This is a genomic window from Sulfurimonas indica (assembly GCF_009192995.1).
GTDB classification, from domain to species: Bacteria; Campylobacterota; Campylobacteria; order Campylobacterales; family Sulfurimonadaceae; genus Sulfurimonas; species Sulfurimonas indica.
Window position 1 is genome coordinate 1 of record NZ_SDID01000038.1, and the last position, 12,454, is coordinate 12,454.

Genomic DNA, 12,454 nt, shown 5'->3' on the forward strand with positions numbered 1-12,454 from the left:
CAAAATGCGCGGGGTGGCCAAATGGGATGCGTGCCTACAATGATACACATAGAATTGGGTTAGAGTATTCAAAATATAATACAAGTGGTAATTCCTCTTTGTACTCAATAGCATTAGGATATGATTATCGTATTCATATTAAAGAGAGTAAAATCAAACCATATCTTGGTCTTTCTTATGTACGATTAAAATATTCTGAAGATGTTGTGAATAGTACTACTGTAACATGGGATCAGTCAAGTTATGATATAGATACAAATGCAATAATGGGACGAATTGGTATTGATTACGATATTAATAAAAACTTCTATGCAAGTGCGATGTATGATTATGCATTGAACACATCAGGTAGTACAAATGTTGGATTGACAGTCAGTGGAACACATTATAATGCAAATGTTGCAGTTGATAAATTAAGTAGATTTCAATTCTTAGTAGGGTATAAATTTTAAGTTCTATCTTTCATTTCTCCTTTCTTGCCCAGACTCTTGTCTGGGGCTAATACATCAGTTTGTCATATTTGTCAAAAAATTGTACAATATTTAAAAGGATGACAAATGCAGGCAGTAAATTACTCTTACGCAAGAAACAATCTAAAATCACTTATCTCTCAGGCTTGTGAAAAGGATGAAGAGTGCATTATTACAAGTAAAAATAATCAAAATGTTGTTTTAATGCCACTGAGTCGCTACAACGAAATAAAAGAGGATATTAAAAAGTCATTGCAAGAGATACAAGACGGTGATCTCTTTAGTGTTGATGCAGCATTTGAATCAATCCTGAAAAAATATGAAGATTAAGATTTACTTCACAAAAACTGCCTCAAACAAACTTGAGCAGATTACAGAATATATTTATGAAAAGACACAATCAAAACAATTGACTCACAAATATTTACACAAATTAAAAGAGTTTATTGTTGCAACACTTGAGACTTTTCCAAAAGCTGGACGACCGGCAGATGAGATATATAAAGCTACAAGAAAACTGGTCTATCAAAGCTATTCAATTATTTACATGTATGATGAAGAAAAAAAGAGTATCTATGTTATGACACTCTATAGAGAAAACTTACCTTAAAATATGAGAAATAGTATGCACACACTCTCAGTATCAGCCCTGAATGAACAGATAAAACACCTTTTAGAAGAGAGCTTTTCGCGTGTTTTTGTAGAGGGAGAGCTCTCACGCATTACCTTTCATAACTCTGGACATATCTATTTTACTTTAAAAGATAGAGATTCGGCTATTAGCTGTGTTATGTTTCGTGGCAATGCAAGTAAATTAAAGTTTCGTCTCCAAGAGGGACAAAAAGTCATCATTGACGGAGCACTTACTCTCTATAAACCTCGTGGAAGCTATCAGATAAACTGTTTTAGTATCGAGCCATCAGGACAGGGTGCTTTGGCTTTGGCGTATGAACAACTTAAACAAAAACTCTCAGATCAGGGGTATTTTACTCCAGAGAGAAAAAAACCGCTACCAAAATTTCCATTAAAAATAGCCCTTATTACTTCTGCGACAGGTGCAGCTTTGCAAGATATGCTACGTGTTGCCAATGCACGCTACAGACTCTTAGAGATTGATGTTTATGATGTACTGGTTCAAGGTGAAAGTGCGGCAGCTTCCATTGCTCATGCAATTAAAGTGGCTGATACAAAAGAGTATGATGTAATTATAGTTGGACGTGGTGGTGGAAGCATAGAAGATCTGTGGGCTTTTAATGAAGAGAGTGTTGCTGATGCAATCTTTCATGCACAAACACCGATAGTCTCGGCAGTGGGGCATGAGATAGACTGGCTTATCAGTGATTTTGTTGCAGACCTGCGAGCTCCAACTCCAAGTGCTGCCATGGAGATGATACTGCCAGATACGAATGAGCTTTATATGAGTATAGACGGACTCAGTGAACAGTTCTCGCAACTGCTTGGGCAAAAATTGCAGAGTAAAAAGCAAGAGTTAGAGCATCTCAAACTCTCCTATATGCAACACTCTGTAGAAAAGAAAATAGAACAGCAAAAAGAGATGATCGCACAGTTGCGTGAGAGATTCAGACAGACAATAGAGTTTAAAATCACATCCAAAACAAAAGAACTGCAAAATATCAAAGATCGTTTTCCTCAAGCTATGGACTCTATCGTTAATCTTGCGCAAAATCAACTCATTCATTTACGAAAAATGCTAGAATCCAATCATCCGAAATTAAAAACAAAAAAAGGTTTTGCACAGATCTCGCGCAATAATCAAGTCATAGATATTGAAGAACTGGAAATTGGTGAGAGTTTTGAGGCACAGAGTGAACGTGTCGTTATTGAAGCAAAAGTTTTAAACAAAAGGAAGATATAGATGCATTATCCGGAATTTTATGATAAAGTAGAGAGTATTCGTTTGGTAGACCCCTTAGCAAAGGTTTTAGGTGCTTTTGAAAATGGTGAGTATGAGATATCATATATCGAAGTTGTTAAAGCTGCAGGACACTCTTGTCCGACAGTAGCCGGTGCTTATCTGATGACAGCAGCAGCACTCAAAGCGCTTTACTCAGATAAAAGGGCAGTACGTGGCAATATAAAAGTAGAGTTTGCAGAGGTCTTGGAAGATGGAGTAGCCGGCGTTATCGGTAATGTTGTCTCACACATCACAGGTGCAACTGATAAGAGTGGTTTTAAAGGTTTAGGCGGGAAGTTCGCACGTCATTCATTGATGCATTTTAGTGCCGATATCAATGCAAGCGGCCGCTTTACACGTGTTGATAATAATCAAAGTGTTGATGTGATTTACAATCCATCATCCATACCGGCTGATCCGGAAATGATGCCTTTGATGCAGAAGATGCAAAGTGGAGCGGCAACACCAGATGATATGAAAAAATTTGGTCAACTATGGCAAGACAGAGTACGAAGAATTTTTGAAAACAAAGAGAGTGTAATAGAAGCAAAAGAGCTTTAGGCTCTATTACTTCAGTATTAATTCTGGAAAATAAGTATGAAGAGTGACTGCTGTATTTGCAGCTAGCTTCTTCATAAGTTTGTCAAATTTATCTTCTTTATTCCAGATGGCTTTTGAGACACCACTCATTACAATAACTGCATTTTTTGCATCATACTCTACACCCACTTCATCAATAAGTCCAACATCTTTTGCCTGTGTAGCTGTAAATATGTGTGCATTTGCAAACATATCTCTTTTTTTAAGATCAAGCTTTCTGGCACGAGCTACATCTTGGGTAAACATATCATAAGTACCTTGAATAACTTTGTTTAACTCATTGATCTCATATTGTTTCCAGGGTCGGTCTGATGTTCCAACTTGTTTGTAAAGACCAGCTTTGACAACCTGACTTTTGATGCCAATTTTATTCATAACACCACTTAAATCAGCTCCTTGCATGATAACACCAATACTTCCAACCATACTTCCCGGATTTGCAATGATTTTATCTGCCCAGATGCTTGCATAGTAACTCCCACTTGCAATGGTTCCTTTTGCATAGACAACAACAGGTTTTTTCTCTTTTAATCGTTTAATGGCATAGGCAATTTCAACAGATGGGGCAACAGCACCACCTGGTGAATCAACTGTAAGTAAAACACCTTTTATCGCATCATTTTTTGTAGCATTATCAATTTTTTCTATAATGTCACTTGCATCCATAATCGGACCGATTAAAGATATTTTCTGCAGATTGTTTGGCGTAAATTCCTGCTCACTTGTCGGTGCGAAAAGAATAACGAGCAGTAAGATAAAGAGCATGGCTTTGAAGTGATTTTGAATATAGTTTATTGTCCCTGTTATAGGTGAAAAAATCTTTTTAATTACTTCCATTTAAACTTCTCCAATTTCTAGTTTTCCGTTGATATAAACTTTTGAGATATTATATCGGTGTAATATTAAATGAATCGGCAGTTCTTTTGTTGGTTCATTTTCCAAGTCAATTACAAGCATATCAGCATTTTTCCCCTCTGCAATCTCTCCGGTATTAAGACCAAGTGCTTTTGCTGCATGGATTGTTACTCCATCAAGGAGTGCCTGGGCTAATTGAAGCAGTGGAGCATCACTGTGTATAAAGAGCGATATCTTCATCTCTTCAAAAAGGTCCAGCTCATAGTTAGAGCTCAGTCCGTCAGTCGCTACAATCCATGAGATGTTATTCTCATTAAGCTCTTTGATGTTGAGTGTTGGATTGCCTAATAATCTGTTTGAGATTGGACAGTGAATGATAGTATAATCATTTTTTGCAATGGTTTTTATCTCACTCTCATTTGCATTGGTAACATGCGTAAGGAGTGCATTAGTACCCTCAAAATAGCTTAAAAACTCGTCTGCGGAGCTTACGCTCTGCTTTTGAGAAAGCAGTTTTTCAAAAAACTCCTTAAAGTCACCACTGCTCTCATCAAGCCACTCTCTCTCAGCAACGCTCTCCATAAAATGAGCAGTCAGTTTTAAGTTCTCATTTTTTACAATATCGATCGCTTTTTTAACAAGGATAGGATGAACTGAGTAAGGTGAGTGAATCGCTACAGCCGGATAAAAACCTTCACGCTTTATGGTTTTTGAAGCATCAAGTCTTGCTAGAAAATCACCCCAAAGTGCATCTGCCATTGTCGCTTGTGAGCCGATAAGCTCATTGAAAAAGACAACATTTTGTTTTGCTTTTGCACAGGCCTCAAAGTCCATGGCATGGGAACTGATAGCTCCAAATGTTGTAATTCCGTTGGCAAGCATTTTGTCAATGGCCTCAGACATACATTCTATGCCACACTCATTCACCAAGTCAGCTCTGTTTTCTATAACACTGTAGAGCCAGTTGATAAAGTCCCCGTAACTCAGCTCTGTTTTGTTCTTTGAAAATTCGATGTGAACATGAGCATTGATAAGTCCCGGCATAAGCAGTGAATGTTCACGCAGTGTTGTTACTTTTGCATCGGGAAACTCTTCGATGAGTTCTTCAAAAGGTGCTATTTTTTTAATACGTTTCTCAAAGGCAACAGATAAACCTGTTACAACTCTGTCTCGTAGCATAATGTAATGTGGTGTAATTATTTGCATATACTCTTTTAAATCGCTTTCTTTTTTATTTATAATTATACACTTTAAAAAATAATTTAAATACTTTTCTTTTATTGTAACTCTATTTAATAATACTTTAGGTAAAATAAATACCAAAATTGAAATAAGATAAAAAGGTTGATAATGAAAATAGTAGTGATTCAAGGTCCAAACTTAAATATGCTTGGTGTTCGAGAGCAAAATATCTATGGTCCAATGAAACTAGAGCAAATTCATGCACAGATGCAAGAGGTTGCATCTCAAAATGGTGTTGAGATTGAGTTTTTTCAAAGTAACTTAGAGGGTGAGTTGGTAGATAAAATTCAAGAGTGTTATGGTGAAGCGCAGGGAATTATTATTAATGCTGCTGCATATACACACACTTCAATCGCTATCCGTGATGCAATAAGTGCTGTAAGTATTCCTACTATTGAGGTTCATATCAGTAATGTTTATCGTCGTGAAGAGTTCCGTCAGAAAAACTTAATCGCACCAGTATGTGCATCTTCGGTTATCGGTTTTGGTCCGTTTGGATATCACTTGGCAATGATGGGTATGCTTCAAATCATGAATGAGATCAAAGCTGCTCAAGAAGCACAGGCACAAGCTCAAAAGGCACAAGCGTAGACCAATGTATCTCTCACGCAGGGTATCAAAAGGTTTAACGGCTTTTTATGGCTTGCACTTTCCATATGTCTCAAAAAGTAAAACTTCATTACCATATGAAGTAACGATTGGAATAGGTGGAAACATTGGAGATGTTCGTCGCAGGTTTGAACATCTCTTTTTTTATTTGAAACGGCAGAAACAGGTAGAACTTTTAAAAACATCATTGATTTTAAAAAATCCTCCATTTGGATATAAAGACCAGGATGATTTTTTTAACTCAATCATGATAGTAAAGACATCGATGGCACCAAAAACTTTTTTACGTTATTTGCATAGAGTAGAGAAACAATTTGGCAGACGTAGAAGTTTTGCGAATGCACCAAGGACATTAGATTTGGATATTATATTTTTTGATAACCGTCAAATCAAAACAGATGATTTAACTATTCCTCACGCAGAGTGGTTTAAACGTGAGAGTGTAGTGATTCCACTTGCAGGGCTTAGAAGATGAAGATTTTAACATTTACAGGTCGTACTCCATCAGAAGCACTTAAAAAAGCAAAGATGGAGATTGGTGATGAGGGAATGCTCATTGAGACCAAAGAGATTCAAAAAAAAGCATTAGGTAAAGAAGCACTCTATGAGATAGTCATCGGTATTGATGAAGAGATGATCCCATCAACGTACAAAAAAACACAAAAGCCACTCTCAAAGCAGCAACCGCTTAAAAATGAATCAAAAGATGTGCTTTATGATATCTCTCACGCAGCAAAACAGATCTCAGAGATCAGTAAAGTTGTAGATGATCCTTTAAAAGAGTACATGGAACCAATGCAGAGTACAAAGCAATCATCAGTGCAGCCGGCAGTTGAACCAAAAGAACTTAAAGAGATAAAAGCGGAGATTAACAAGCTTACAGACAAGGTAAAAATCATCCAAAATATGTTTTGGGATGAAAAGGCACCTGACTTAGAGAATCAAATTCCGCCAGAGTTTGCAGAGATTTACAGACTCGCATCACAAAGTGGAATGAACAGAGAACATCTTGATATGCTGATGCAGATAACTTTAGAACATATGCCTCTAAAGATGCGAGAGAACTCTGCAACAGTCAAACGCTATTTCCAGACAATATTGCGTAAAATGGTACCTATAAGACGAGAGAGTACCCCTACAGTTGGTAGCAAAAAAGTTATTATGCTTGTAGGTCCTACCGGAGTTGGAAAAACAACCTCCATTGCAAAACTTGCAGCACGTTACTCTTTTTTAATGGAGAAAAAATATAAAGTAGGCCTTGTTGTGCTTGACACCTATCGTATAGGTGCTGTTGAGCAGTTGATGCAGTATGCAAGAATGATGAAGCTTGGTATTGAGACTGTAGTGGACCCTCCTGAGTTCTCTCATGCACTGGATTCTTTGAAATATTGTGACTATATTTTAATCGATACAATGGGCTCTTCTCCTTATGATAAAGGAAAAATTGAAAAGATTTATGAATGCTTGAACGCGAATAATACAGACTACAATGTAGATGTCGTTTTGGTAATGCCAAGCTCAATCAAGTATGAAGACTTGAAAGTGACTTATGAAAATTTTTCATCTTTGGGGATTGACACACTGATGTTTACAAAACTGGATGAGACGATGGGCTTTGGTAATATATTCTCATTAGCTTATGAGACAAAGAAACCGATCAGTTATTTTTCAGTTGGACAGGAAGTTCCGGAAGATTTGGTACCGGCATCAAGTGACTTTTTGGTAGAGTCTCTGTTGCATGGATTTAACAGGAGTAAAGTATGATAGGACATCAAGCCGAAAAGCTTGAAGAACTTGTTGCTTCAAGTAGTAATCAAGGTCCAAAAAAATCAAAAAAGACTCGTTTCATTGCCATTACTTCAGGCAAGGGTGGTGTCGGAAAAAGTACTATCAGCTCAAATCTTGCATACATCTTGGCACAGCGTGGTCTTAATGTTGGTATTTTTGATGCGGATATCGGTCTTGCAAACCTTGATGTTATGTTTAATGTCAAAATCAAAAAAAATATTCTGCATGTGCTAAAAGGTGAGGCTAGTGTGAGTGATATTCTCATTCCAATTACGAGAAATCTTATTTTGATTCCTGGTGAGAGTGGTGATGAGATTTTGAAGTATTCTGATATGGCGCTTTTTGAGCGTTTTATGGAAGAGGCACAGGTACTAGATAAACTTGATGTGATGATAATAGACACAGGAGCAGGTATCGGTGAACATATCCAGATGTTTTTGAATGCTGCTGATGATGTTATAGTCGTTACAGTTCCAGATCCTGCAGCTATTACCGATGCCTATGCTACAATCAAAACGATTGCAACATTGCGTGATGATGTTGGTATGATTATGAACCAGGTCAAGAGCGAGAAAGAGGCTGTTGGTATTTTTGATAAAATAAAAAAAGTAGCTCACGCAAATATAGGTACGGACTTAGACTTAAGGTTAGTTGGTAAGATCAATTCTGATGCCAAAGTAGCAAGTGCAATCAAACAAAGAGCACTCTTTTGTTCACTCTATCCATCGGCTGCTGCAACACGTGATATAGAGCAAATTGCTAACCGAATCGCATCGAAGCTGGAACGAAATGTGCTGGTTACATCTAATGAGAGTGGCCTATCAGGTCTTTTTAGAAGGCTTATGGATCATTTTTAAACTTTGTTGGGGTAGGTTATGTTAGGTGAGAATTTTGTCTATTTCTTTACTGTATGGGGCTTTTTTGTAGGTATCATCTTTGGTATACTAAAGTCATTTGATGCAGAAGGATTGCTTACATATACTTTTCTCATAACGACATTTTTTTATCTTTTTTCGCATATTATTATTGCACTATACTACAGAACAATTACGGTAAAAGCCTATAATTTTCCTAAAGAGAGGCATGAGATAGAACTTGATCTCTTTGTAAAAGAGATAAATAAGCGTGAAAAGCTGATAGATTCAGCCTGTAAAATTACAGATATAGCGATAAAAATGAACAATGAAGACCCTGCAGGAAAACAATCATGATAGCCAATGCATATGTTCAAGACTTAAAACATAAAGAAGATGAACTCGCACTTCAGTACCTTCCAGCAGTTAAGGCGATGGCATTTCGTCTTAAAGAACGTCTACCTAGTTCTGTTGATTTTTCAGATCTTTCTGCCATAGGCACGGAAGAGCTCATTAAACTTGCCCGCAGGTATGATGAAAATCTAAATGACTCTTTTTGGGGTTATGCAAAAAAGAGAGTTTATGGTGCGATGCTGGATTATCTCAGAAGTTTGGATATACTCTCACGTGCAAGCCGTAAACTTGTTAAACAGATAGATTATGCAGTCGAAGAGTATCGTCTCACACACGATGACGAACCAAGTGATGAAGAGTTGGCGGAGATGTTGGATGAAGATATCAACAAGATCCATGAAGCACGAATCGCATCAAATATCTATACAGTTATGCCTCTTCATGACCAACTACAAGTTGGTGATGAGGGTGCAGCACTCGCACAGATTGAAAAAGATGAGCTCGTTGAGGTGATTAAAAAGGTACTCTCTACCTATAAAGAACGAGAACAGATGATTATTCAGTTATATTACTTTGAAGAGTTGACACTCAAAGAGATTAGTAATATACTAAACATAACAGAATCCAGAATTTCACAGATACATAAATCTGTAATTCAAAAAATTAAAGAAGGGATAGGAGCGTAGTATGGCAGATATACTTTCTCAAGAAGAGATTGATGCACTACTTGACGTCGTTGAAGATGAAGGTGATGATGTCCTAGAGAGCGGTGATGAAAATCTTCTTCCTCAACGTCAAGTTACGCTGTATGATTTTAAACGTCCAAACCGTGTTTCCAAAGAACAGCTTCGTGCATTTCGTGGGGTACATGATAAAATGGCGCGCTCTTTGGCTTCACAAATCTCTTCTATTATGCGTTCGATCGTAGAGATTCAACTTCACTCAGTTGACCAGATGACTTATGGTGAGTTCTTGATGTCCTTGCCAAACCCTACATCTTTTAATGTCTTTTCGATGAAACCATTGGAGGGAAGCGGTGTTATTGAGATCAATCCATCCATTGCTTTTCCAATGTTAGATAGACTACTTGGTGGCAAGGGTGAACCTTTTGATGCTTCACGTGAGTTTTCAGATATCGAACTTTCACTATTTGAGACAATTTTACGTGTTATGATGAGTACTCTAAAAGAGGCTTGGGGACCTGTGATGGAGGTTTACCCAACAGTAGAGTCCAAAGAGTCAAGCCCAAATGTTGTTCAAATCGTTGCACAAAATGAGATTGTTGTGATGGTAGTTATGGAGATAATCATCGGGCACTCTTCAGGTATGATGAATATTTGTTACCCTGTTATCTCATTAGAGCCGATTCTACCAAAACTGGCAAGTCGAGATTTGATGCTGAATGAAACAAGCTCGAAAAAGAGTAGAAATACCGAGTTAAAAGTACTTCTCGGTGGTGCAAAAGTAAACATTGAGGCAAACTTGGGAGAAGCGGACCTCACAATGGCTGATATTTTGGAGTTAAAGGTTGGTGATGTCCTGCGACTCTCAAGTGCAGCAGATGATATTGTAACTGTTGCGGTTGATGGTAAAGAGCGTTTCCGTGGTGAAATAGGACTGAGACGTTTTAGAAAGTCCATACAGATTACAGAGATAATTGAGACAGAAAAAGATGCTGTTAAACGTGCTCTTGAAAATTTAGAAAAACAGAGACATGAAAAGATATCAGGTGTACGAGATATTATCCATGAAGATGATTTAGTTGAAGATGAGGATATTTAGATGAGTGATTTTATGAAACTCTTTGAAGAAGAGACAGTTGGTACGATAGAAGCCCTTGTTGGAGCAGCACCATCTTTAGAATTAAAAGAAGAGCAAGAGTTAAGTATTATCTCAAATATTGTTCCTCCAATTGTATTGGTGAAAATTAAAGTAAGCGGTGATGTAGATGCTGATGTAATGGTAGCCTTACCACCGAATTTAGCAGCTTCACTCTCAGATATGATGATGGGTGAAGAACCAAGCGAGAGAGATGATGTTAATGATGATGATATGGATGCAGCAAAAGAGATAGTGTCTAATATCTTTGGTGCGATTTCAAATGCACTCTCAGCTCAAAAAGAGCTTCCAGTACTCTCTTTTTCAGTAGAAAGTATTGAGCTTGTAAAAGATGATGAAGAGGTAAGCTTAGAATCATTTAGCAGAATGTTTGTATACAAGTTTTCTCTAGATAGTATAAACTCTCTTTTAATGTTCATCATTGATGATAAACTTTATAATGCACTGTATGGTTCAGATGATAGTCAGAAGTCGTTAGAAAGTGAAGCATCTAAAGGGTCTACTACAGAAGATAATAATTGTGATGATGAATCTATAAAGTTAAGCAGTGAAGAGATGAAAAACATTGCTCTTATTATGGATGTCAAACTGCCAGTACGTGTAAGAATTGGAAAAAAACGCATGCTTTTAAAAGATGTACTGAATATGGATATTGGTTCTGTAATTGAACTTAATCAGCTTGCAAATGATCCACTGGAAATATTAGTTGACAACCATGTGATTGCACAAGGGGAAGTTGTTATTGTTGATGGAAACTTTGGAGTACAAATTACTACTATTGGGACAAAAAAAGAGCGTCTCAATCAACTTAAAGGATAAGTCAGAGTATGGAATTAAATTCAAATAAGGTTCTTGTAGGTATGAGTGGAGGTGTTGATTCTACGGTAACAACACTTTTGCTCAAAGAAGAGGGTTATGAGGTAGAAGGTCTCTATATGAAACTTCACTCAAAACCGGGATACCATGAAATACATCTTGCTCGTGCACAAAAAGCTGCTGATTTTGTAGGAATAAAACTACATGTTCTTGATCTGCAAGATAAATTTAATGAGAATGTATTTCGACCATTTATTGATACATATGCTGAAGGAAAAACACCAAATCCGTGTGCACTTTGTAATCGAACGATGAAGTTTGGTGAGATGATCAAGTTTGCAGACAAAGTTGGTGCAAAGTATCTAGCAACTGGGCATTATATTCAAACAGATGGAGAGTATTTTTATCAAGCAGAAGATGATACAAAAGACCAAAGTTATTTTCTTTTTTATGTAAACAAAGAGATCCTGCCAAGATTGAAGTTTCCTCTTGGTGAGAGAAAAAAGAGTGATATAAAAAGATTAGCCGCTTCTATTGAGGGCTTAGAATCTTTTGCATCTCAAGCAGAGTCGAGCGAAATTTGTTTTGTAGAAACTACTTATACAGATGTACTTAAAGATTATGTAAAAGTTGACCAGGTTGGTGAAGTACTTGATGTAAATGGAAATGTAGTAGGTGAACATAAAGGCTATATGCACTATACAATTGGAAAACGAAGAGGTTTTACAGTTAAAGGTGCACATGAACCGCATTTTGTTACAAAAATCATTCCTGAAAAAAACCAAATCGTAGTTGGTAAACGTGAAGACCTTGCTTGCAGAGAAGTAGTACTTGATAATCTTAATATGTTCCATGATAAAAAAGAGTTTGATACTACTGTAAAATTGAGATACAGAACGAAAGCTGTACCTTGTCATGTTAAGATTAAAGATAATAAAGCCTATTTAGAACTTGAAGAGGGTGTTTTTGGTGTTGCTGTAGGACAAGCTGCAGTATTTTATGATGAAAATAAACTAATTGGTGGTGGTTGGATTATAGACGCATAATCACCACTTTTCACAATCTTTAAACAAACCGAAAACTTCAGACAAACTTCTTCAAATATTAAGCGA

Annotated in this window: 16 protein-coding genes; 14 read left to right on the plus strand and 2 right to left on the minus strand. The window is 36.9% G+C overall.

Going from position 1 to position 12,454, the window contains the following annotated elements:
* The 5 genes from ES948_RS10560 to ES948_RS10580 all read left to right on the plus strand — a co-directional run.
* On the plus strand, positions 1 to 452 hold a 452-nt coding region (locus ES948_RS10560), incomplete at its 5' end, for an autotransporter outer membrane beta-barrel domain-containing protein (protein WP_223176052.1).
* A 105-nt stretch (positions 453 to 557) separates the two neighbouring features.
* Positions 558 to 800 (plus strand): type II toxin-antitoxin system Phd/YefM family antitoxin, encoded by a 243-nt coding sequence (locus ES948_RS10565; protein WP_152184916.1) that lies wholly within the window; start codon positions 558 to 560, stop codon positions 798 to 800.
* The gene (locus tag ES948_RS10570) at positions 790 to 1,080 is read left to right on the plus strand and encodes a type II toxin-antitoxin system RelE/ParE family toxin (protein WP_152184917.1); all 291 of its coding nucleotides are present in this window, start codon (positions 790 to 792) and stop codon (positions 1,078 to 1,080) included. Before ES948_RS10565 ends, ES948_RS10570 begins: the two co-directional genes overlap by 11 nt.
* 15 nt (positions 1,081 to 1,095) lie before the next feature.
* Positions 1,096 to 2,346: an exodeoxyribonuclease VII large subunit gene (xseA, locus tag ES948_RS10575; RefSeq protein ID WP_152184928.1), complete on the plus strand. Its 1,251-nt coding sequence runs from the start codon at positions 1,096 to 1,098 to the stop codon at positions 2,344 to 2,346.
* Positions 2,347 to 2,946: an FmdE family protein gene (locus ES948_RS10580; protein ID WP_152184918.1), complete on the plus strand. Its 600-nt coding sequence runs from the start codon at positions 2,347 to 2,349 to the stop codon at positions 2,944 to 2,946.
* A gap of 6 nt (positions 2,947 to 2,952) precedes the next feature.
* Here ES948_RS10580 and sppA read toward each other — a convergent pair whose 3' ends face one another.
* Positions 2,953 to 3,822, minus strand: a complete 870-nt coding sequence (gene sppA, locus ES948_RS10585; RefSeq protein WP_152184919.1) for a signal peptide peptidase SppA — start codon at positions 3,820 to 3,822, stop codon at positions 2,953 to 2,955.
* On the minus strand, positions 3,823 to 5,046 hold the full coding sequence (mqnF, locus tag ES948_RS10590) for an aminofutalosine deaminase family hydrolase (RefSeq protein WP_152184920.1): 1,224 nt from the start codon (positions 5,044 to 5,046) through the stop codon (positions 3,823 to 3,825).
* A 144-nt stretch (positions 5,047 to 5,190) separates the two neighbouring features.
* Between mqnF and aroQ the strand changes: the two genes are divergently transcribed.
* From aroQ to mnmA, 9 genes are read left to right on the plus strand one after another with little or no spacing between them, the layout of a single operon-like run.
* Complete coding sequence (gene aroQ, locus ES948_RS10595) at positions 5,191 to 5,673, plus strand: type II 3-dehydroquinate dehydratase (protein ID WP_152184921.1); 483 nt, start codon at positions 5,191 to 5,193, stop codon at positions 5,671 to 5,673.
* A complete protein-coding gene (gene folK, locus ES948_RS10600; protein WP_246153870.1) occupies positions 5,618 to 6,166 on the plus strand; it encodes a 2-amino-4-hydroxy-6-hydroxymethyldihydropteridine diphosphokinase in 549 nt (182 codons plus the stop codon). Before aroQ ends, folK begins: the two co-directional genes overlap by 56 nt.
* Complete coding sequence (flhF, locus tag ES948_RS10605) at positions 6,163 to 7,455, plus strand: flagellar biosynthesis GTPase FlhF (RefSeq protein ID WP_152184922.1); 1,293 nt, start codon at positions 6,163 to 6,165, stop codon at positions 7,453 to 7,455. Before folK ends, flhF begins: the two co-directional genes overlap by 4 nt.
* On the plus strand, positions 7,452 to 8,336 hold the full coding sequence (locus ES948_RS10610) for a P-loop NTPase (protein WP_152184923.1): 885 nt from the start codon (positions 7,452 to 7,454) through the stop codon (positions 8,334 to 8,336). Before flhF ends, ES948_RS10610 begins: the two co-directional genes overlap by 4 nt.
* A gap of 18 nt (positions 8,337 to 8,354) precedes the next feature.
* The gene (locus ES948_RS10615; protein WP_152184924.1) at positions 8,355 to 8,690 is read left to right on the plus strand and encodes a hypothetical protein; all 336 of its coding nucleotides are present in this window, start codon (positions 8,355 to 8,357) and stop codon (positions 8,688 to 8,690) included.
* Positions 8,687 to 9,373, plus strand: coding sequence for an RNA polymerase sigma factor FliA (locus tag ES948_RS10620; RefSeq protein ID WP_188109520.1), 687 nt, complete (start codon positions 8,687 to 8,689; stop codon positions 9,371 to 9,373). The genes ES948_RS10615 and ES948_RS10620 overlap by 4 nt, the downstream gene beginning before the upstream one ends.
* 1 nt (position 9,374) lies before the next feature.
* Positions 9,375 to 10,469 carry a flagellar motor switch protein FliM gene (fliM, locus tag ES948_RS10625; RefSeq protein ID WP_152184925.1) on the plus strand — a complete coding sequence of 365 codons (1,095 nt, stop codon included), beginning with the start codon at positions 9,375 to 9,377 and terminating at the stop codon, positions 10,467 to 10,469.
* On the plus strand, positions 10,470 to 11,345 hold the full coding sequence (gene fliY / locus ES948_RS10630; RefSeq protein WP_152184926.1) for a flagellar motor switch protein FliY: 876 nt from the start codon (positions 10,470 to 10,472) through the stop codon (positions 11,343 to 11,345).
* Positions 11,346 to 11,353: 8 nt separating this feature from the next.
* Positions 11,354 to 12,388: a tRNA 2-thiouridine(34) synthase MnmA gene (mnmA, locus tag ES948_RS10635; protein WP_152184927.1), complete on the plus strand. Its 1,035-nt coding sequence runs from the start codon at positions 11,354 to 11,356 to the stop codon at positions 12,386 to 12,388.
* Positions 12,389 to 12,454: the final 66 nt, after the last annotated feature.

Bases quoted from the DNA above. Each gene is read 5' to 3' on its own strand.
- xseA (WP_152184928.1), top strand. From the start codon at position 1,096: ATGCACACACTCTCAGTATCAGCCCTGAATGAACAGATAAAACACCTT.
- ES948_RS10580 (WP_152184918.1), top strand. From the start codon at position 2,347: ATGCATTATCCGGAATTTTATGATAAAGTAGAGAGTATTCGTTTGGTA.
- ES948_RS10615 (WP_152184924.1), top strand. From the start codon at position 8,355: ATGTTAGGTGAGAATTTTGTCTATTTCTTTACTGTATGGGGCTTTTTT.
- aroQ (WP_152184921.1), top strand. From the start codon at position 5,191: ATGAAAATAGTAGTGATTCAAGGTCCAAACTTAAATATGCTTGGTGTT.
- folK (WP_246153870.1), top strand. From the start codon at position 5,618: ATGAGATCAAAGCTGCTCAAGAAGCACAGGCACAAGCTCAAAAGGCAC.
- ES948_RS10565 (WP_152184916.1), top strand. From the start codon at position 558: ATGCAGGCAGTAAATTACTCTTACGCAAGAAACAATCTAAAATCACTT.
- ES948_RS10610 (WP_152184923.1), top strand. From the start codon at position 7,452: ATGATAGGACATCAAGCCGAAAAGCTTGAAGAACTTGTTGCTTCAAGT.
- sppA (WP_152184919.1), bottom strand. From the start codon at position 3,822: ATGGAAGTAATTAAAAAGATTTTTTCACCTATAACAGGGACAATAAAC.
- mnmA (WP_152184927.1), top strand. From the start codon at position 11,354: ATGGAATTAAATTCAAATAAGGTTCTTGTAGGTATGAGTGGAGGTGTT.
- ES948_RS10620 (WP_188109520.1), top strand. From the start codon at position 8,687: ATGATAGCCAATGCATATGTTCAAGACTTAAAACATAAAGAAGATGAA.
- ES948_RS10570 (WP_152184917.1), top strand. From the start codon at position 790: ATGAAGATTAAGATTTACTTCACAAAAACTGCCTCAAACAAACTTGAG.
- mqnF (WP_152184920.1), bottom strand. From the start codon at position 5,046: ATGCAAATAATTACACCACATTACATTATGCTACGAGACAGAGTTGTA.
- fliY (WP_152184926.1), top strand. From the start codon at position 10,470: ATGAGTGATTTTATGAAACTCTTTGAAGAAGAGACAGTTGGTACGATA.
- flhF (WP_152184922.1), top strand. From the start codon at position 6,163: ATGAAGATTTTAACATTTACAGGTCGTACTCCATCAGAAGCACTTAAA.
- fliM (WP_152184925.1), top strand. From the start codon at position 9,375: ATGGCAGATATACTTTCTCAAGAAGAGATTGATGCACTACTTGACGTC.